The sequence below is a fragment of the Streptomyces bathyalis genome, assembly GCF_015910445.1.
GTDB lineage: Bacteria > Actinomycetota > Actinomycetes > Streptomycetales > Streptomycetaceae > Streptomyces > Streptomyces bathyalis.
This window is the reverse complement of record NZ_CP048882.1, coordinates 2758890-2778434: the sequence shown is the minus strand read 5'-3', so window position 1 is coordinate 2778434 and position 19545 is coordinate 2758890. Positions and strand designations below refer to the sequence as shown.

Genomic DNA, 19545 nt, shown 5'->3' with positions numbered 1-19545 from the left:
TCGGGGTGCCGTCCGCCAACAGCCCCCGGGTGGCGACGGGTTACGGGTCACCAGCCGCAGCCTGTGTTCCGAGTGGCTGCCCGAGCAGAACCGTCGGTGCGCCCGCGACCCGGGTGAGGAACACCGTGCATTCGCCCGGCCCTTCGAGCTTGAGCTTCTTGCGCAGCTCCGCCGGTTCCACGGCCGAGCCGCGCTTCTTGATCGTGGCCACTCCGATCCCGCGCTCGCGCAGCAGCGCCCGCAGCCGCTTCAGCTGGAAGGGCAGCACGTCGGTGATCCCGTACCCGGTCGCGTACGGGGTGGAGTGGGCCTCGTCGCACGTCACATAGGCGATCGTCGGGTCGATGAGCCTGCCGCCCAGATCCGCCGCCACTTCGGCCACGAGATGCGCGCGTACGACCGCGCCGTCCGGCTCGTAGAGGAAGCGGCCCACCTGACCCACCGGCGGATCGGGCAGACCGCGTGCGGAGAGTGAATGCCCGCCGGGCAGCAGCGTCGCTCGTACGGGGGAACTTCTCGCCGGTTCCGAGGTGCCGAACCAGAGCACGGCCTCCTTCACGTCCCCCGAGTCCGAGATCCACTCCGCCTCGGCCTCGTCAGGAACCATCTCGTGCGGAATGCCCGGCGCCACCTTCAGCGCCGAGTGCCGGAATTGCCGGGCCACTTCGACGGCCCACGAGAGCGGTGGCGAGTAGGCCTCGGGGTCGAAGATCCGGCCCTTGCCGCCGCGGCGCGCGGGATCCACGAACACGGCGTCGCAGCCCGAGAGGTCGGCGTCCGCCACATCCTGGCAGCGGACCTCGATGCGGTCGCCCAGTCCGAGCGCCGCGGCGTTCGCCCGTACGACGTCGCACGTCAACGGATCGTGGTCCACGGCCAGTACGTGCATGCCGGCACGCGCCAGGGCGATCGCGTCACCACCGATCCCGCAGCACAGATCCGCGGGACGCTCAACGCCCGACCGCAGGAAGCGCTCCGCCCGGTACGCGGCGACGCCGGCCCGCGTCGACTGCTCCAGACCGTTGGGCGTGAAGTACATCCGTGCGGCGTCCTCGGCGCCGAACTTCGCCGCCGCCCGCTGACGCAGCCGAGCCTGGCCGAGGGCGGCGGAGACGAGTTCCGGCGCGTACGTGCGCCGCAGCCGCGTCGCCACGCTCAGCTCGCGGTCGGGCTCGTAGAGCTCCAACGAGCCGAGCAGGGCCTGTCCTTCATCGCCGAGCAACGCGGCGAACGCCTCACGGTCCACCACGGCATTCTCCCGTCCGGCGGCGACGGGTCCGCCCGGGGGCGGGGGTTCGGCACCGGCGCGACTGGCACTCTGGTTGACGGAGTGCTAACCGCAGCATAATGTCGGCCTTGGCACTCTCCCAAGGCGAGTGCCAGACACAGCGACAGGAAGATCCGGCACCCGCGACGACGGATCTGCCAGGTCGCCACCCCAGACATAAGACCCCGTTATGAGATCTCCGAAGGGGGAGGTCGGATCGTGACGACCGCCAGCAAGGTTGCCATCAAGCCGCTCGAGGACCGCATCGTGGTCCAGCCGCTCGACGCTGAAGAGACCACGGCCTCGGGCCTGGTCATCCCGGACACCGCCAAGGAGAAGCCCCAGGAGGGCACTGTCCTGGCCGTCGGCCCGGGCCGCTTCGAGGACGGCAACCGTCTGCCGCTCGACGTGAGCGTCGGCGACATCGTTCTGTACAGCAAGTACGGCGGCACCGAGGTGAAGTACAGCGGCGAGGAGTACCTCGTCCTCTCGGCTCGCGACGTTCTCGCGATCGTCGAGAAGTAAGTCACCGCAGCCGGAAGACATTTCTGATCCGCGCCCCGGTCCCTCCCGCATCGCATACGAGATGCACCGGGGCCGGGGCGCGGTTCGTCTGAGAGGACTCAACAGCTCCCATGGCCAAGATCCTGAAGTTCGACGAGGACGCGCGCCGCGCCCTCGAGCGCGGCGTCGACAAGCTGGCCGACACCGTGAAGGTGACCATCGGCCCCAAGGGCCGCAACGTCGTCATCGACAAGAAGTTCGGCGCACCCACCATCACCAACGACGGCGTGACCATCGCCCGTGAGGTCGAGGTCGAGGACCCGTACGAGAACCTCGGCGCCCAGCTGGTGAAGGAGGTGGCGACCAAGACCAACGACATCGCTGGTGACGGCACCACCACCGCCACCGTGCTCGCCCAGGCCCTGGTCCGCGAGGGCCTGCGCAACGTGGCCGCCGGCGCCTCTCCCGCCGCCCTGAAGAAGGGCATCGACGCCGCGGTCAAAGCCGTCTCCGACGACCTGATCGCCAACGCCCGCCCGATCGACTCCAAGGAGGACATCGCCTCCGTCGCCGGTCTGTCCGCCCAGGACAAGCAGGTCGGTGAGCTGATCGCCGAGGCGATGGACAAGGTCGGCAAGGACGGCGTCATCACCGTCGAGGAGTCCCAGACCTTCGGCCTGGAGCTCGACTTCACCGAGGGCATGGCCTTCGACAAGGGCTACCTCTCGCCGTACATGGTCACCGACCAGGAGCGTATGGAGGCCGTCCTCGACGACCCGTACATCCTGATCCACCAGGGCAAGATCGCGTCAATCCAGGACCTGCTGCCGCTGCTGGAGAAGATCATGCAGGCCGGCGGCTCCCGTCCGCTGCTGATCATCGCCGAGGACGTCGAGGGCGAGGCCCTCTCCACCCTCGTCGTGAACAAGATCCGCGGCACCTTCAACGCCGTCGCCGTCAAGGCGCCCGGCTTCGGTGACCGCCGCAAGGCGATGCTCGGCGACATGGCGACGCTCACCGGCGCCACCGTCATCGCCGAGGAGGTCGGCCTCAAGCTCGACCAGGCCGGGCTGGACGTGCTGGGCAGCGCCCGCCGCGTCACCGTCACCAAGGACGACACGACGATCGTCGACGGTGCCGGCAAGAGTGAGGACGTGCAGGCCCGCGTCGGCCAGATCAAGGCGGAGATCGAGGCCACGGACTCCGACTGGGACCGCGAGAAGCTGCAGGAGCGTCTGGCCAAGCTGGCCGGCGGCGTCTGCGTCATCCGCGTCGGTGCCGCGACCGAGGTCGAGCTCAAGGAGAAGAAGCACCGCCTGGAGGACGCGATCTCCGCGACCCGTGCGGCGGTCGAGGAAGGCATCGTCGCCGGCGGCGGTGCCAGCCTCGTCCACTCCGCGAAGGTCCTGGAGGGCTCGCTCGGCAAGACGGACGACGAGGCCACCGGTGTCGCCGTCGTGCGCCGTGCCGTGGTGGAGCCGCTGCGCTGGATCGCCGAGAACGCGGGCCTGGAGGGCTACGTCATCACCTCGAAGGTCTCCGAGCTCGACCGCAACCAGGGCTTCAACGCGGCCACCGGCGACTACGGCGACCTGATCAAGGCCGGCGTCATCGACCCGGTCAAGGTCACGCGCTCCGCGCTGGAGAACGCGGCGTCGATCGCGTCGCTGATGCTCACGACCGAGACGCTGGTCGTCGAGAAGCCGGAAGAGGAAGAGCCGGCAGCGGCGGGCCACGGTCACGGCCACGCCCACTGACCCGGTCACACGCACAGGCCCGGTACCCCGTCGCGGGGTGCCGGGCTTTCGTGCGTCCTGCCGTCCTGCCCGCGCGCGTCAGCGGGGCCCGAACCTGCGCCCCGTCGTCGACGACGCCTTCGACAGCAGCTCCCTGGGCAGCAGCCGGGCCGCGCCCATGAGTGCCTTGTAGCGGGCGTCCGGGATGGACAGGCTCCGGCCGCGGGCCAGGTCCTTCATCGCCGAGTCGACCACGGCGTCCGCCTCCAGCCACATCCAGCCCGGCACGCTCCCGGCGTCCATGCCGGCCCGCTCGTGGAACTCCGTCCGCACGAACCCGGGGCACAGCGCCATCAGCCGCACACCTGAGCCCGCCAGCTCCTTCGCCGCGCCCTGCGAGAACTGCACGACCCACGCCTTGCTCGCCCCGTACGTGCCGCGCGGCACGAACGCGGCGACCGACGCGACGTTGACCACGCCCCCGCGCCCCCGCTCCCGCATGCGCTCCACCCCGGCCGAGGTGAGCCGCAGCACCGCCTCGCAGTGGACCTTGAGCATCGTGAGCTCGTCCTCGACGGGGACGTTCAGGAACGTGCCCTTGTTGCCGAAGCCCGCGTTGTTGATCAGCAGGTCCACGGGGTGGTCCCGGTCCCGCAGCCGGTCCTCGACGGACGAGATCCCCTCGTCCGTGGACAGGTCCGCGGCGAGTACGGACGCTTCGACGCCGTGCAGGTCGTGGAGGTCCGTCGCCTCCTGCGACAGACGTTCCTTGTTGCGGGCGACCAGCACGAGGTGGTGCCCGTCCCGTGCGAGCCGTCGGGCGAAGGCAGCTCCGAGGCCGGAGGTCGCTCCCGTGATCAGCGCAGTCGTCATGGGGGCACGTTATCCGCGTGTCAACCGGCCCCGCGCCGCAGGGCTTTGCAGCGGGCCTCGGGGTGGAGTGCGTCGCCCGCGGCCAGCACGTGCGGCAGGAGGTCCGGCTCCCGCGTCAGCGCGCGGAAGAGGAAGCTCACGGTCACTTCGTGGTCGGGACGGTGAACGATCCGGATCCCGTCCCCGCCGCTCACCGGCCCGGGCTCGATCACCCGCAGATACGCCCCGGGCAACGCCCTGTCCGTGAAGCGCTTGACCCAGCCGCGCTCGTCGAGCCAGCTCGCGAACGTACGGCAGGGGATCCGCACCGCGCTCACCTCCAGCACCACCCGGCTCCCGACGAGCCAGCGCTCGCCTATGCGGGCACCGTTCACATCCAGCCCCCGGGTGGTCAGGTTCTCGCCGAACGACCCGTTGCTCAGGTCACGGCCGAGTTCGTGAGCCCAGTCGTCGAGGTCCTCGCGCGCGAAGGCGTACACCGCCTGGTCGTCGCCGCCGTGGTGGCGCATGTCGCCGATGGTGTCCTGCGCGAGGCCGCTGCCGCCGGTGCCCTTCGGGCCGGGCGCGGCCACCTCGACGGGGCCGGAGACGGGGCGCTTGTCGATGCCCGTCAGATTCCCCGGTGCGTCGGTGTACGAGGGAGCGTGCAGCGGCCTGGCGAGATTGACGGACAGCAAGTTCATGAGCGTCAGGCTAGGCGGGTGAATCTCCGCGTACGAGCGGTTTCCGTGCCGACCGTGAACTTGCGCGGCAGGGCGAGGAACTGGAGGGGACGGTGCCGTTGCGAGGAAGGTTCCGGGCCCGTGGCGCGGGTTCAAGTAGAAACGTTTCTTCTCAATTCTGGGTGTCCGGCACGGCGACGAGCCTGCTGCGGGCACGGCCCATCAGCTCCTCGCGCTCGTCCTCGGTCAGGCCGCCCCACACCCCGTACGGCTCACGTACGGCCAGCGCATGAGCTGCGCACTCCGAGCGGACGGGGCAGCGCATGCAGACCTCCTTGGCGGACGCCTCACGTGCGCTGCGGGCGGCTCCACGCTCGCCCTCGGGATGGAAGAAGAGAGAGCTGTCGACACCCCGGCAGGCGGCGAGCAGCTGCCAGTCCCACAGGTCGGCGTTGGGGCCCGGCAGGCGGGAGAAGTCGGCCATTGCGTGTCCTCTCGTCGGCGTACGTGGGGCTCGCTCTCGCTCCGTCCATTTATAGACAAATATGACTCATTGCGAACCTAGCCGAAAGAAAGCGATAAGTAGAACTGAGTCTGCTAAATAGGGCAAAAGGCAAAAGACGCCACTCGGGGAAACCCTTCAGCACGACGCGGCTGAACTGTGTACGCGCGATCACGTAGAGTGCTGATGGCGGTGGCCGAAACCCGTAACTCTTTTGGGTGACCGTCGTTGAGTGTGCGGAGGCGGTTGGCGGAACGATCTTGGGCACTGTTGTCCGAGGGGTGTCAACCGCACAGGTGACGATTCGTAACAGCCTGGAGGCTCAAGGTGACGCGCATCAGCTGCGGAGGGCGGTCATGACATCCGTCCTCGTCTGTGACGATTCCCCGCTTGCCCGAGAGGCGCTCCGCCGCGCGGTCGCGACCGTGCCCGGTGTCGAGCGCGTGACGACGGCAGCCAACGGCGAGGAAGTCCTCCGCCGCTGGGGTGCCGACCGGTCCGACCTCATCCTCATGGATGTCCGCATGCCTGGCCTCGGTGGTGTTGAGACCGTGCGGCGGCTTCTGTCGGCCGACCCTGGCGCCCGCATCATCATGCTCACGGTGGCCGAGGACCTCGACGGGGTGGCGCTCGCCGTGGCCGCCGGCGCCCGCGGCTACCTGCACAAGGACGCCTCGCGCGCCGAGCTGCGCGCCACGGTCACGCAGGCGCTCGCGGACCCGACGTGGAGGCTCGCGCCGCGCAGGCTGCGTTCGGCCGAGATGGGCGCCGCCCCGACCCTCACGGCCCGCGAGATCCAGGTGCTGGAGGGCATGAGCCACGGCAGGTCGAACGCCGAGATCGGCCGCGAGCTGTTCCTCTCCGAGGACACGGTGAAGACCCACGCGCGACGCCTGTTCAAGAAGCTCGGAGCTTCGGACCGGGCGCACGCCGTGGCCCTCGGTTTCCGCTGGGGTCTCGTCCGATAGATAGCTCACGTTCGCCAATTGCCCGCCCGTCCCCGCCTGCGAAGTTGCGCCACGCACGATGCGCGGGGCCGGCCCGGGGGGAAGGGCGGGGCGGCGTATGAGGCCCAGGAATCCCGCGCGTGCCGCATGCTTGTCGTATGGAGTTCCTCGGGGACCGGTCGGTCAGGCGTGAGGGGAGGGCGCGGGAGATGAAGGTCAGTACCCCTGCTCATAACGCTTCGGTGCACAACCATGGACGCGGTGCGACGGATCGTGGGGCTCAGGTGCACCATGGACCGATGCGCAACGAGGGGTCTGACGACAACGCGGTCGTGAGCGCACTCGTACGACGCGCCAGGGAAGGCGACAAGCAGGCGACTCACGACCTTCTCGCGCACGTGCATCCCCTGGCGCTGCGGTACTGCCGCAGGCGGCTGTCCCGACTGCCGGGCGACGCACGGCACTTCGTGGACGACCTCGCACAGGAGGTCTGCATCGCGGTGCTCTGCGCGCTGCCGCGTTACCGCGACACGGGGAAGCCCTTCGAAGCCTTCGTCGTGGCCATCGCCCAGCACAAGGTCGCCGATCTGCAGCGGGCCGCCATGCGTGGCCCCGGTCAGACGGCTGTGCCCTCCGACGAGATGCCCGAGCAGCCCGACGACTCGCTCGGCCCGGAGGAGCGCGCGCTGCTCAGCAGCGACGCGGCGTGGGCCAAGAAGCTGCTCGCGAACCTTCCGCAGCATCTGCGCGAACTCGTGCTGCTGCGCGTCGCGGTCGGGCTCACCGCCGAGGAGACCGGGGAGATGCTCGGGATGTCGCCGGGCGCGGTGCGTGTCGCACAGCACAGGGCGCTGAGCCGGCTGAGGGCACTGGCCGAGCAGTAGGTCCGCGCCGTTTAGCATGGACTTTCACCCTGGGCAAGCATTGGAAGGTGTCATGACAGCGAACGACGGAGTCGGAGCCGAGGCCGGAGTCCCCGCGAAATTCGCCATGCTCGGCCTGACGTTCGACGACGTGCTGCTGCTGCCCGGAGAGTCGGACATGGCTCCCGGAGACATCGACACCGGCTCGCGGATCTCCCGCAACGTGCGCGTGAACGTACCGCTGCTGTCGGCCGCGATGGACAAGGTCACCGAGTCCCGGATGGCCATCGCCATGGCCCGTCAGGGCGGCGTCGGCGTGCTTCACCGCAATCTCTCGATCGAGGACCAGGCGGCCCAGGTCGACAGGGTCAAGCGCTCCGAGTCGGGCATGGTCACCGACCCGATCACGATCCGCCCCGACGCGACGCTCGGCGACGCCGACGTGCTGTGCGGCCGCTTCCGCATCAGCGGCGTGCCCGTCACCGACGACGCGGGCAAGCTGCTCGGCATCGTCACCAACCGCGACATGGCCTTCGAGTCCGACCGTGACCGGCCCGTGCGTGAGCTGATGACGCCGATGCCGCTGGTCACCGGCAAGGTCGGGATCTCGCGGAACGACGCGATGGAGCTGCTGCGCCGTCACAAGATCGAGAAGCTGCCGCTCGTCGACGACTCGGGCGTGATCAAGGGGCTCATCACCGTCAAGGACTTCGTGAAGGCGGAGCAGTACCCGCTGGCCGCGAAGGACTCCGAGGGCCGGCTCGTCGTGGGTGCGGCCGTGGGTGTCGCGGGAGACGCGTACGAGCGGGCGCAGGCCCTCATCGAGGCAGGCGTGGACTTCGTCGTGGTGGACACGGCGCACGGTCATTCGCGGCTCGTCGGCGACATGGTCGCCAAGATCAAGTCGAATTCACCGGTCGACGTGGTCGGCGGCAACGTCGCCACGCGCGACGGTGCGCAGACGCTCATCGACGCCGGTGCCGACGGCATCAAGGTCGGTGTCGGGCCGGGCTCCATCTGTACGACGCGCGTCGTCGCGGGCATCGGGGTCCCGCAGGTCACCGCGATCCACGAGGCGTCGCTCGCCGCGCAGGAGGCCGGCGTCCCCGTCATCGGCGACGGCGGTCTGCAGTACAGCGGCGACATCGCCAAGGCCCTGGTCGCGGGCGCCGACACGGTGATGCTCGGCTCGCTGCTCGCGGGGTGCGAGGAGTCGCCGGGCGAGCTGCTGTTCATCAACGGCAAGCAGTTCAAGTCCTACCGGGGCATGGGCTCGCTGGGCGCGATGCAGTCGCGCGGCGAGCAGAAGTCGTACTCGAAGGACCGCTACTTCCAGGAGAACGTCGGCGGCGACGACAAGCTCATCCCGGAGGGCGTCGAGGGACAGGTGCCCTACCGGGGTCCGCTGGGCGCCGTGGTGCACCAACTGGTCGGCGGGCTCAAGCAGTCGATGTTCTATGTCGGCGGGCGCAGCGTGCCCGAGATGAAGGAGCGCGGCCGGTTCGTGCGCATCACCTCTGCGGGGCTCAAGGAGAGCCACCCGCACGATGTGCAGATGACGACCGAGGCGCCGAACTATTCACGCCGCTGAGCGCCCGCGACCCACCGGGCTTCCGGGCGCGGCGTGTCAGTGATACTGGAGCGGCACAGCACAGCGCACGGCGAGAAGGGCTTCACAGGTGACTGAGATCGAGATCGGACGCGGCAAGCGCGGACGCCGGGCGTACGCATTCGACGACATCGCTGTGGTGCCCAGCCGCCGCACGCGCGACCCCAAAGAGGTGTCGATCGCCTGGCAGATCGACGCCTACCGCTTCGAACTGCCCTTCATGGCCGCGCCGATGGACTCCGTCGTCTCACCGGCCACCGCGATCCGCATCGGTGAGCTGGGCGGGCTCGGCGTGCTCAACCTCGAAGGCCTCTGGACGCGTTACGAGGACCCCGAGCCGCTGCTCGCGGAGATCGCGGAACTGGACGAGCGCACGGCCAACCGCCGCATGCAGGAGATCTACGCGGAGCCGGTCAAGGAGGACCTGATCGGCGAGCGGATCAAGGAGGTGCGCGACGCGGGCGTGGTGACGGCCGCCGCGCTCTCGCCGCAGCGTACGGCCCAGTTCTCCAAGGCAGTTGTGGACGCGGGCGTCGACCTGTTCGTCATCCGCGGCACCACGGTCTCCGCGGAGCACGTCTCCGGCGCTGCGGAGCCGCTCAACCTCAAGCAGTTCATCTACGAGCTGGACGTGCCCGTCATCGTGGGCGGTTGCGCCACGTACACGGCGGCGCTGCATCTGATGCGTACGGGCGCGGCCGGTGTGCTGGTGGGCTTCGGCGGCGGCGCCGCGCACACCACGCGGAACGTGCTGGGCATCCAGGTGCCGATGGCGACCGCCGTGGCCGATGTCGCCGCCGCGCGCCGCGACTACCTCGACGAGTCGGGCGGCCGGTACGTCCACGTCATCGCGGACGGGGGCGTCGGCTGGTCCGGCGACCTGCCCAAGGCCGTCGCCTGCGGCTCGGACGCCGTGATGATGGGTTCACCGCTGGCCCGGGCCACGGACGCGCCCGGTCGCGGCCACCACTGGGGCATGGAAGCCGTGCACGAGGACGTGCCGCGCGGCAAGCGCATGGATCTGGGCGCGGTCGGCACCACGGAGGAGGTCCTGCTCGGCCCCTCGCACACCCCGGACGGCTCGATGAACTTCTTCGGGGCGCTGCGCCGTGCGATGGCGACGACCGGCTACTCGGAGCTCAAGGAATTCCAGCGCGTCGAGGTCACGGTCACGCGGTAGTCCTCGCGGGGCGAAGCCGAGGGGGTTCGCCTCCGGTGCGTTCGTGCTTCCGGGGGCGTGCCGCGAACGACTCCGGTTGCTGGTCAGCGGTTCGCCTCAGTCACCGTGCCCCGTCACCGTCGCCCAGCCCGGGTCGACACGACGCAGCCATGCGTCCTGGCCGTCGGTAAGCGGATGTTCCAGCGGCAGCGGCACGAAGCGGCAGGCGAACACGAGGCCGGCGTCCTCCCCTTGGCCGGGACGCGATGGTGCCACGCGTCGGGAACTCCGCCGGGCGCCCGGAGCAGGAAGTACGTGGTTCGGCGCGGCTCTCCGGTTCCGGGGGATGGCCATGCCCGGATCGTCCTCCGCCGGCTCCCACTGCGCACGAGAGCGTGACCGTGACCGTGCGGTTTCCCCGCCGCGACGTCACAGGCGGTGGGCGGCGCCCGTGGGGCTGGCTCCCCTTGTGTCGAACAGCAGTTGGGCCTTCGCGGCCAGCCCCTGCAGGTCGTATCTGCGGTGGTGCTGGAGCAGCACGGTGAGGTCGGAGTCGGCGGCGGCCTCGTAGAGGGAGTCGGCACGCGGCACCGGCTGGTCCGCGACCTGCCACTCCATGACGTACGGGTCGTGGAAGCTCAGCTGCGCACCGAGTTGCTTGAGCCGGAGCGCCACCTCACGTGCGGGGGCGCCCTCCTGGTCGGGCAGATCGGGCTTGTACGTGACGCCGAGCAGCAGTACGCGCGCCCCGCGGGCCGACTTGCCGTGCTCGTTGAGGAGTTCGGCGGCGCGCTGGCACACGTACCGCGGCATGCGCCCGTTGACCTCCTGCGCGAGCTCGACCATGCGCAGCGGATAGCCCAGCGAACGGCTGCGGTACGCAAGGTAGTTGGGGTCGATGGAGACGCTGTGGCCGCCGACGCCGGGCCCCGGCCTGAAGGCCTGGAAGCCGAACGGCTTGGTCTCGGCGCAGCGGATGACGTCCCACAGGTCGACGCCGATGTCGTGGCAGAAGACGGCCATCTCGTTCACGAGGGCGATGTTGACCTGGCGGAAGTTGGTCTCCAGCAGCTTCACCGTCTCCGCCTCGCGGGGTCCGCGTGCCCGTACGACCTTGGCGGCCAGCTGCCCGTAGAACGCGGCGGCGCGCTCCGTGCAGGCCGGGGTCAGACCGCCGATGACCTTGGGGGTGTTGGCGTATCCGTAGCGCCGGCTGCCCGGGTCGAGGCGGGCAGGGGAGTAGGCGAGATGGAAGTCACGGCCGGCGCGCAGGCCGGAGCCCTCCTCGAGCAGCGGCTTGAGGATTTCCTCCGTACTGCCCGGGTACACCGCGGACTCGAGCACGACGGTCGTGCGGGGGCGCAGCTGAGAGGCGAGAGTGTGAGCGGTGGCGCGCACCGCGTCCAGGTTGAGTGCGCGGTCGGGCCCCAGGGAGGTCGGAGCGCAGATCAGGGCCGTACGGACGTGGCTCAGTACCTCGGGATCGGTCGTGGCGCGGAAGCCGCGGGAGATCATGCGGCGGAGGCCGGCCGCGGTGATGGTTCCGTCGGCGGGCGGCCTGCCCGCGTTGAGGCCGGCGACGGTCTCCTCGTCCGCGTCGTAGCCGATGGTCTCGATCCCCGCGGCGACGGCGGCCTGTGCGACCGGAAGACCCGAATGGCCGAGTCCGAGGACGGCGAGATCTGCGGACATTGCTGCGGACATCCTTCCCCTTGCTTCCCTCGCTGGGGTGGCGAGGCCCCGTGTGTGCCGTTCCGGGGGAGGGCCCCGGAAGATCGCGTCGAACTGCCCGGTCCCGTGCTGCGCGGCGCTATAGCAAGTTAATCGGCAATATGACGGATATCTGGGATTACCCGCTCTGCGGCGCCCGCAGCGCGGACGAAGTCAGGGAATTGGAGGACCATCGGCAGGGGAACACTGCCTACGTTCTTTCAATCACCACAAGCACCACCGACGGACGCACGACCCACGGGAGGCATCGGTGAGGACGGCGACACTGGGACCCGAGCAGCGTGTCAGGGCGCTGGCGCAGATGTCCGAGCACGAACTCGACGTGCTGGTCGTCGGTGGTGGCATCGTCGGCGCCGGTACCGCGCTGGACGCCGCGACGCGCGGCCTGTCCACCGGGCTCGTCGAGGCGAACGACTGGGCGTCCGGCACCTCCAGCCGCTCCAGCAAGCTGATCCACGGCGGGCTGCGCTATCTGGAGATGCTGGACTTCGCCCTCGTGAGAGAGGCGCTCAAGGAGCGCGGGCTGCTGCTTCAGCGGATCGCGCCGCACCTGGTGAAGCCGGTGCCGTTCCTCTACCCGTTGCAGCACAAGGCATGGGAACGGCTCTACGCCGGTTCGGGCGTGGCCATGTACGACATCATGTCGATCTCGTCCGGGCACGGGCGCGGCCTTCCCAGGCACCGGCACCTCACCCGGCGTCACGCCCTGCGCGTGGCACCCGCGTTGAGGAAGGACGCGCTGGTCGGCGCGCTGCAGTACTACGACGCGCAGATGGACGACGCTCGCTATGTGGCCACCGTGGTCCGCACCGCCGCCGCCTACGGGGCGCACGCCGCCAACCGGGCGCGGGTCGTGGGCTTCCTCCGTGAGGGCGAGCGCGTCGTCGGGGCGCGCGTCGAGGACCTGGAGCTGGGCGGCGAGTACGAGGTGCGCGCCCGGCAGGTGGTCAACTCCACCGGCGTGTGGACCGACGACACGCAGGGGCTGATCGCGGAGCGCGGGCAGTTCCATGTGAAGGCGTCGAAGGGCATCCACCTGGTCGTGCCGAAGGACCGGATCAACTCGACGACCGGGCTGATTTTGCGCACCGAGAAGAGCGTGCTGTTCGTCATCCCCTGGGGCCGGCACTGGATCATCGGCACGACCGACACCAGCTGGGACCTGGACAAGAGGCATCCGGCCGCGTCGAGCGCCGACATCGACTACCTGCTGGACCACGTCAACTCGGTGCTCGCGGTGCCGCTCACGCGCAACGACGTGGAGGGCGTGTACGCGGGGCTGCGTCCGCTGCTGGCCGGCGAGTCGGAGGCGACGAGCAAGCTGTCGCGTGAGCACACCGTCGCGCATCCGGTGCCGGGGATGGTCGTCGTCGCGGGCGGCAAGTACACGACGTACCGCGTGATGGCGAAGGACGCGGTGGACGAGGCGGTGCACGGTCTGGACCGAAGGGTCGCGGACTGCGTCACCGAGGAGGTGCCGCTCGTCGGCGCCGAGGGCTATCACGCGCTGTGGAACGGCCGGGCCCAACTGGCGGCCCGTACCGGCCTGCACGTGGCGCGCGTGGAGCATCTCCTCAACCGCTACGGCACGTTGACGGAGGAGCTGCTCGAACTCATCGCCGAGGACCCGAAGCTGGGCGAACCGCTGCCCGCCGCCGACGACTACCTCAAGGCGGAGATCGTCTACGCGTGCACGCACGAGAGCGCACGGCACATCGCCGATGTGCTCACGCGCCGTACCCGGATCTCGATCGAGACGTTCGACCGCGGTGTGCGCAGCGCCCGTGAGGTCGCGGAGCTGATGGCCACGGTCCTGGGCTGGGACGCCGACCAGATCGACCGTGAGGTGGAGTACTACGAGAAACGCGTCGAGGCCGAGCGCGAGTCGCAGCTCCAGCCGGACGATCTGACGGCGGACGCGGCACGGTTGGGCGCGCCGGACATCTCGCCCGTGTGAGGCGCAGCGTGAGGCACCCCGTGTGAGGTACTCGACGGAGAGGTGAAGTCCGAATTACGGACAGGGATCCGAACTACGGGCAGGGATCCGAAGTGCGGGCTGGGAGGGGCCGGTTCGGGATGACCGGTGCACGGGCGCCGGTGACCGTGCGTTGCGCGTATGCCCGGCGCGTTCCGTGACGATGGGTGAGGCGCCGAGTGCGACGGCGTCGCGGTGCCCGGCTGCGGCGCCCCCGTACGCGATGTGACGGCGCGATGGTTCACAATGAGATCCGGGCTGGGGTGGGCCATCGCTGAGGGGACACAAGGGGATTCATGAGCGAGCACGAGGGTCGGCTGGTAGGAGGTCGGTATCGGCTCGGGGGAGTCCTCGGCCGTGGTGGCATGGGCACCGTGTGGCGGGGCGAGGACGAGGTCCTGGGCCGTTCGGTCGCCGTGAAGGAGCTCCGGTTCCCCTCCAGCGTCGAGGAGGACGAGAAGCAGCGGCTCATCACCCGTACTCTGCGCGAGGCGAAGGCGATCGCGCGCATCCGCAGCGGCAGCGCGGTGACGGTCTTCGACGTGGTCGACGAGGACGACCGTCCGTGGATCGTGATGGAGCTCGTCGAGGGCGGTTCGCTCGCCGACCACATCCGCACGGAAGGGCCGCTCACCCCGCAGCGCGCCGCGGAGGTCGGGCTCGCCGTGCTCGATGTGCTGCGCGCCGCGCACCGTGAAGGCGTCCTGCACCGCGATGTGAAGCCGTCCAACGTGCTGTTGGAGGACGTGACCGGACGCGTGGTCCTCACCGACTTCGGCATCGCGAAGGTGGAGGGCGACCCGTCGGTGACGTCGACGGGCATGCTCGTGGGCGCCCCCTCGTACATCTCTCCCGAGCGGGCCCGCGGAAAGCCGCCGGGTCCGCCCGCGGACCTGTGGTCGCTCGGCGCCCTGCTGTACGCGGCGGTCGAGGGCCACCCCCCGTACGACAAGGGCTCGGCCATATCGACTCTGACGGCGGTGATGACGGAGGACGTGCCGCCGCCGGAGCAGGCCGGTGAACTCGAAGAGGTCATCTTCGGGTTGCTGATGAAGGACCCGGACAAGCGGCTCGACGTGGCGGGCGCACGGGCGCTGCTGGAGCCGGTGGCCTCCGGCAGGCACGGTGCGGGCGCGGGGGCCGGTGCGGCAGCTGCAGCTCCCGTGCAGGACGGCGGTACGACGGCCGTGCTGCCGCCGAAGCCGGACGGGACCGAGGGCGACGCGTCCGAGGCCGGGGAGGCCGGAGAGAGCGGAGACGCAGGCGCCGAGGACGGCGGCAAGGGGCAGGACGCGGGGCCCGCCGAGGGCGGGACCACGGGCGGCGGCTCGCCCGCATCGCAGGGCGCCGGCAAGGAGCGCCGTCAGCGCGGCAAGGCGGCGACCGTGAAGCCGGCCCCGGCAAAGGGGACTTCGAAGAACGCGGCACCGGCAGGCGCCGCGGGCGCGGCAGCCGCGGGCGCCGCTGGTTCCGGCGCCACCGCCGACGAGGCCAAGGCCCCGGAAGGTGAGGAGACTTCGGCTCCCGCCGCCTCCGGTGCACTCGCCCGCAGCGACGAAAAGGCGGCGGCGCACGGCCCGTCGGGGTCGGGGGACGGCTCCGGCGGAGCGACGACGGGGCTCTCGCAGTTCGCGAGCGGCTTCTCGCGCCGCTCGCTGGCGATCGTGGCCGTGGCGGCAGCCGCCGTGCTGACGCTGATCGCGGTCCTCGCCCTCAACGGCGGTGGCGGTGGCGGCGACGACAAGTCCCCGAAGAACGCCACGAGTTCGGGCGCGGGAGGCGCTGAACGCAACAAGGGCGAAGGCGGCAGCGGCACCAAGAAGGACGACAAGGGCGGCGGCGAGAAGAAGGAGAGCCCCTCCCCGGACCCGAGCGCCTCCTCCGGCGGCGAGGGCGAGGAGGAGCCCGGCGCGGAGCCCTCCCTGCCCGAGGACTACGAGCAGGTCGAAGACAAGCGCTTCCACTTCAGCATGGGGATGCCGGAGGACTTCGAGCGTTCGGGAGTCGCGGGTGCCAACTCCGGGGCCAAGTACTCCGACGGCGGACTGCCCAAGCTCCAGGTGGACTTCAGCCCCAAGCCGCTGAAGGACGCCGCCGCCGGATGGCGCGACCTGGAGCCCTCCGTGAAGAGCAACAGCAGCGGATACCGGCAGATCAGCATCAAGAGCGTGAAGTGGCGGGGCTATCCGACCGTCGGGGACTGGCAGTTCGAGCGCAACGAGGACGGCCACAAGGTGCGTGTTCTCAACCGCGGTTTCCGCGTGGACGATTCACACGGCTACGCGATAATGATCACCTGCCGCGCGGACAAGTGGGACGACTCGGAGTGCAAGACGCTGCGCAAGACGGCGTTCAGCACTTTCAAGCCGCTCACCTGAACGGGGTTCCCGGCCCGCGTTCCGGGGGACGTTCGGGTTGAGGCCGAATCGGGCAAGCGTTTCACGTGAGTGAGGCCCGCTGCGGCGTGCGCGCGGCCGGAGAGTCACCGAGTCCGCCCGCGCAGGACAGCTCGGGCACGTATCGTGAATGGCCGCGGACCGGTATCCGTCCGTAAAGATACGGATGAGTTGTGCAATCGACGGTCTCGCGTGCTGTGGGGAGGCGTCGTGGACGACTACGCGGACAAGGCGGGACGGCTGCTGGCCGACCGCTACCGCTTGCCCCGGACCACCGCCGATTCCCATCAGTTGACGGAGTCGGTGGCCTACGACACGGCCAGCGGGCAGGAAGTGCTCGTACGCCAGGTGCCGTTGCCCGAGATCGTCGAGGCCGAGGTGCTCGAGGACGGCGGTTCCGTCGGTGCCGGCGCCGCACACGGCGCCGCGTTCCGCGGCTCGATAGGACGCGCGACGCGCAGCCCCGCGGACCCGGCCGTCCGGCGTGCCGTCGAGGCGGCGGTCGCCGCCGCCCGTCTGCCCGACCACCCCAGGCTCGACCAGGTCTTCGACGTCTTCGTCGAGGGCGACGGTCTGTGGATCGTCAGCGAGTTGCTGCCGGCCACGCCGCTCGCGACGCTGCTTTCGCACCAGACGCTGACCGCGCACAGAGCCGCGGAGATCGCCGCCGATCTCCTGACCGCGCTGCGCGTGGTGCACGCGCACGGCTGGACCCACCGGAACGTCACCGCGCACACGGTCCTGATCTGTGACGACGGGCGGGCTCTGCTGACGGGGCTCGCGGTCGGGGCGGCCCAGGAGGCGCTGTGCGGGTACAGCCCGCTGCCGGACTCCGAGCGCGTGGCGCTGCCGCCCAGCGGCAACATTCCCGGGGAGCCACGGCGGAGCAGCGGTGGCGGCAGCGAGGCCGAGACAGCCGGCGAGCAGCCGCAGTCAGGGGCCGGGTCCTCGCCCGAATCGGAGTCGTGGAAGGGCATCACCCTGCCCGAGGGCTTCGACGTGCGGCAGGAGGACCAGGCGGACGACCCGTACGGGCGCGGTCCCGTGCAGGGCGGCGGCGACGATCCGGGCCAGGGTCCTGCCAGGGCCGGGGGGTCCCCGCGCGGCATCTTCGGTCTCCAGGGTCTCGGGCACGACGGCCCGCCGGCCGAGCAGGGCAGCGGGCCCGTACGTCATGGATACGAGACCGGCGGACGTGGCCCGCGCAGCGGTGCCGTCGCGGCCTACCAGGCGGGTGCCAAGCGCGGCGCCGCCGCCCGTGTGCACGGCGCGGAGCGCGACGAACCGGAGCCGGCGCGGCAGGAGAGTGGTCCGGGGGACGAGGCGGGCGCCCGGGAGGACTGGTGGAACCGCCCCGCGTCGGCACCCCCGGCGGACACCCGTCACGCGACGCCCGACGACTACGTGCGCTGGTTCCCGGCCGGGGAGGACGAGGTCACTCCGAGCGACCTGCCGGGCTCACGTCCGCCCAACAGCCTTCCCGTGAAGGCCACTTGGCGTCCGGCCGAGCCGGAACCGAGGCCGGAGCAGGAACGGGGAGGCCGGCCGGAGGGCTCCCTGTACTCCGACGTCCCGTACGCCGAGGAGATGTACGGCGGCAGTTCCCGCAGCGAGAGCCGGTACAGCGACCCGTACGACAGTGACGCCCACGACAGCGCCCCGTACGACAGTGACGCCTACGACGAGGACCCGTACGCCGACGAGCCCGAGAGCCGTCCGTGGGGCGGCGAGGGCGCCGAGGAGAACGGCGCGCCCGAGGGCTTCCGCGGCCCTGCCACAGCGCTGGCCGCCGAACGTGCGAGGCAGGCGCGCATGACGGTCGTCGGCGCGGTCAGCGAGCGGTGGGCGCCCGAGCAGGCCGGGCCGGTCCATCAGAACTGGCGGCTCGCCCCGCCCGTCGGCCCCTCCGCGGACCTGTGGGCGCTGGGTGTGCTGCTCTTCCGTGCCGTGCAGGGCCATGCGCCCTACCCCGAGGACGACGTCGCCGAACTGGTGCAGATGGTGTGCGGTGAGCCGCCCGCGTTCGCCGAGGAGTGCGGCCCGCTGCGTCCCGTCGTCGAATCACTGCTGCGCCAGGACCCCACGGAGCGCCCGGACTTCGAGGAGCTGAGGGGCTGGCTTCGGTCGCTGGTGCGCTCCGCGCCGGAGCCCGAAGTCGGCTGGCACACGGTGTACGCCCCTTCGCTGGATCCGGGCGGCACGTCGGACCCGAGACGGCTGCCGATACTGCGCCGCCGCGGCGAACTCGTGCGCAGACGGCGGGCGGCGAGACGCGCGGCCCGCGCCGAGCAGAGACAGCAGCACCGGCATCAGCAGCGCGAGCAGCGCCGGCAGAAGCAGCAACGACCGCGGCCCGCCCCGCTCCAGGGCGCGCCCCACGCGTCCCACCCTCAGGCCCCGCACGATCAGACCGCGCGCCTTCAGGCGCAGCAGCCCCCGCAGCCGGGCCCCGTTCCGCCGATGCCCCAGCAGTCGCCGGAACCGAGGCGCGAGCGGGCCGCGCACAGGCGGAGCCGGCCCGCGCGGGAGAAGAAGCCACGGCAGGGCGCGGGCCCCCGCAAGCTCGGCGGCATTCTGGTCGGCCTCGTGCTCGCGGGCCTCGCCGCCGCACTGATGTACGCGGTGTGGTTCATGCCCGAGGGCGACACGAACGGCGCCTCGAACCAGCAGCGCGGTTCCGTCGGCGGCGAGAGCAGGCCCCCGGAGGCGGGCGACGGCAGTGGCAACGGCGGCGGCGACGGTGGCGGTGACGGCGGAGGCAGCGGCGAGAAGCAGCAGCCGCCCGCCGCAGGCAAGGCGCCGAAGGGCTACAAGCTCAGCCAGGACCCCGCGGGCTTCCGTGTCGCCGTCCCCGACGAGTGGAACCGCCGCTCGACGACCGGTCGCGGCCAGGTCCGCTACAACGGCGGCGAGGTCGAGATGGTCATCGTCAACGGCCGGGACGCAGTGGGGAAGTACGGCAAGGACCCGATGGCCTACCAGAGCGACGACGAACCGGAGTTGAAGGCCTACCGCGCCTCGGACTGGGCGTCGACCTCCGGGCTGCGGCGCATCGACGTCGGCGAAACCGCCATGGCCGAGGGCACGTTCAGCTGGAAGGACGGCGGCCGGGACATCTACGCACGCAACCGCGCGATGATCCTCGACGGGCGCTACCACGTGCTGATGGTGATGGGCTCGAAGGGCAAGAAGCAGGAGATCGACCGGCACTTCGAGGCCGTGGCCGACACCTACCGGTCGACGGGCCGCTGATCCCCGCTAGCCTCATCCGACGCGTGCCGGCGTCCCGGACCGGGCGCCGGGAGTCACCGGAGGTCAGCG

Annotated in this window: 15 protein-coding genes; 9 read left to right on the top strand and 6 right to left on the bottom strand. The window is 70.7% G+C overall.

Going from position 1 to position 19545, the window contains the following annotated elements:
• Positions 1–40 precede the first annotated feature (40 nt).
• Entirely contained in the window at positions 41–1246 is a 1206-nt protein-coding gene (locus tag G4Z16_RS11875) for a THUMP-like domain-containing protein (RefSeq protein ID WP_425508158.1), read from the bottom strand.
• 237 nt (positions 1247–1483) lie between these two features.
• On the opposite strand from G4Z16_RS11875, the gene groES reads away from it, so the two are divergent.
• Both groES and groL read left to right on the top strand, forming a co-directional pair.
• Positions 1484–1792, top strand: a complete 309-nt coding sequence (gene groES, locus G4Z16_RS11870) for a co-chaperone GroES (RefSeq protein WP_028433901.1) — start codon at positions 1484–1486, stop codon at positions 1790–1792.
• A 110-nt stretch (positions 1793–1902) separates the two neighbouring features.
• Positions 1903–3528, top strand: coding sequence for a chaperonin GroEL (groL, locus tag G4Z16_RS11865; protein WP_028433902.1), 1626 nt, complete (start codon positions 1903–1905; stop codon positions 3526–3528).
• A 78-nt stretch (positions 3529–3606) separates the two neighbouring features.
• On the opposite strand, the gene G4Z16_RS11860 is transcribed toward groL, so the two are convergent.
• The 3 genes from G4Z16_RS11860 to G4Z16_RS11850 all read right to left on the bottom strand — a co-directional run bounded on the left by G4Z16_RS11860 (position 3607) and on the right by G4Z16_RS11850 (position 5526).
• The gene (locus tag G4Z16_RS11860; protein ID WP_197350783.1) at positions 3607–4380 is read right to left on the bottom strand and encodes an SDR family NAD(P)-dependent oxidoreductase; all 774 of its coding nucleotides are present in this window, start codon (positions 4378–4380) and stop codon (positions 3607–3609) included.
• A 20-nt stretch (positions 4381–4400) separates the two neighbouring features.
• A complete protein-coding gene (locus tag G4Z16_RS11855) occupies positions 4401–5063 on the bottom strand; it encodes an MOSC domain-containing protein (protein WP_197350782.1) in 663 nt (220 codons plus the stop codon).
• 151 nt (positions 5064–5214) lie between these two features.
• On the bottom strand, positions 5215–5526 hold the full coding sequence (locus G4Z16_RS11850) for a WhiB family transcriptional regulator (RefSeq protein WP_197350781.1): 312 nt from the start codon (positions 5524–5526) through the stop codon (positions 5215–5217).
• 374 nt (positions 5527–5900) lie between these two features.
• Between G4Z16_RS11850 and G4Z16_RS11845 the strand changes: the two genes are divergently transcribed.
• From G4Z16_RS11845 to G4Z16_RS11830, 4 genes are all read left to right on the top strand, one after another.
• Complete coding sequence (locus tag G4Z16_RS11845) at positions 5901–6512, top strand: response regulator transcription factor (protein ID WP_003948568.1); 612 nt, start codon at positions 5901–5903, stop codon at positions 6510–6512.
• Between the two features lie 278 nt (positions 6513–6790).
• Positions 6791–7375, top strand: coding sequence for an RNA polymerase sigma factor ShbA (shbA, locus tag G4Z16_RS11840; protein ID WP_028433906.1), 585 nt, complete (start codon positions 6791–6793; stop codon positions 7373–7375).
• 52 nt (positions 7376–7427) lie between these two features.
• Positions 7428–8945 (top strand): IMP dehydrogenase, encoded by a 1518-nt coding sequence (gene guaB / locus G4Z16_RS11835; protein WP_197350779.1) that lies wholly within the window; start codon positions 7428–7430, stop codon positions 8943–8945.
• Between the two features lie 88 nt (positions 8946–9033).
• The gene (locus G4Z16_RS11830) at positions 9034–10143 is read left to right on the top strand and encodes a GuaB3 family IMP dehydrogenase-related protein (protein ID WP_197350778.1); all 1110 of its coding nucleotides are present in this window, start codon (positions 9034–9036) and stop codon (positions 10141–10143) included.
• Between the two features lie 96 nt (positions 10144–10239).
• Here G4Z16_RS11830 and G4Z16_RS33245 read toward each other — a convergent pair whose 3' ends face one another.
• The gene (locus G4Z16_RS33245; protein ID WP_197350777.1) at positions 10240–10398 is read right to left on the bottom strand and encodes an NUDIX hydrolase; all 159 of its coding nucleotides are present in this window, start codon (positions 10396–10398) and stop codon (positions 10240–10242) included.
• A gap of 153 nt (positions 10399–10551) precedes the next feature.
• Positions 10552–11814, bottom strand: a complete 1263-nt coding sequence (locus tag G4Z16_RS11820) for a nucleotide sugar dehydrogenase (RefSeq protein WP_197350776.1) — start codon at positions 11812–11814, stop codon at positions 10552–10554.
• 289 nt (positions 11815–12103) lie between these two features.
• Here G4Z16_RS11820 and G4Z16_RS11815 point away from each other — a divergent pair, with 289 nt between their 5' ends.
• From G4Z16_RS11815 to G4Z16_RS11805, 3 genes are all read left to right on the top strand, one after another.
• On the top strand, positions 12104–13810 hold the full coding sequence (locus G4Z16_RS11815; RefSeq protein ID WP_197350775.1) for a glycerol-3-phosphate dehydrogenase/oxidase: 1707 nt from the start codon (positions 12104–12106) through the stop codon (positions 13808–13810).
• Between the two features lie 314 nt (positions 13811–14124).
• Positions 14125–16206, top strand: a complete 2082-nt coding sequence (locus G4Z16_RS11810) for a serine/threonine-protein kinase (RefSeq protein WP_197350774.1) — start codon at positions 14125–14127, stop codon at positions 16204–16206.
• Positions 16207–16434: 228 nt separating this feature from the next.
• Positions 16435–19476 carry a protein kinase family protein gene (locus G4Z16_RS11805; protein ID WP_197350773.1) on the top strand — a complete coding sequence of 1014 codons (3042 nt, stop codon included), beginning with the start codon at positions 16435–16437 and terminating at the stop codon, positions 19474–19476.
• Positions 19477–19545: the final 69 nt, after the last annotated feature.

What these genes read in the sequence shown, in the direction of transcription:
- G4Z16_RS11855 (WP_197350782.1), bottom strand. Translation starts at nt 5,063, where the DNA reads ATGAACTTGCTGTCCGTCAATCTCGCCAGGCCGCTGCACGCTCCCTCG.
- G4Z16_RS11860 (WP_197350783.1), bottom strand. Translation starts at nt 4,380, where the DNA reads ATGACGACTGCGCTGATCACGGGAGCGACCTCCGGCCTCGGAGCTGCC.
- G4Z16_RS11820 (WP_197350776.1), bottom strand. Translation starts at nt 11,814, where the DNA reads ATGTCCGCAGATCTCGCCGTCCTCGGACTCGGCCATTCGGGTCTTCCG.
- shbA (WP_028433906.1), top strand. Translation starts at nt 6,791, where the DNA reads ATGCGCAACGAGGGGTCTGACGACAACGCGGTCGTGAGCGCACTCGTA.
- G4Z16_RS11850 (WP_197350781.1), bottom strand. Translation starts at nt 5,526, where the DNA reads ATGGCCGACTTCTCCCGCCTGCCGGGCCCCAACGCCGACCTGTGGGAC.
- G4Z16_RS11845 (WP_003948568.1), top strand. Translation starts at nt 5,901, where the DNA reads ATGACATCCGTCCTCGTCTGTGACGATTCCCCGCTTGCCCGAGAGGCG.
- G4Z16_RS11810 (WP_197350774.1), top strand. Translation starts at nt 14,125, where the DNA reads ATGAGCGAGCACGAGGGTCGGCTGGTAGGAGGTCGGTATCGGCTCGGG.
- groL (WP_028433902.1), top strand. Translation starts at nt 1,903, where the DNA reads ATGGCCAAGATCCTGAAGTTCGACGAGGACGCGCGCCGCGCCCTCGAG.
- guaB (WP_197350779.1), top strand. Translation starts at nt 7,428, where the DNA reads ATGACAGCGAACGACGGAGTCGGAGCCGAGGCCGGAGTCCCCGCGAAA.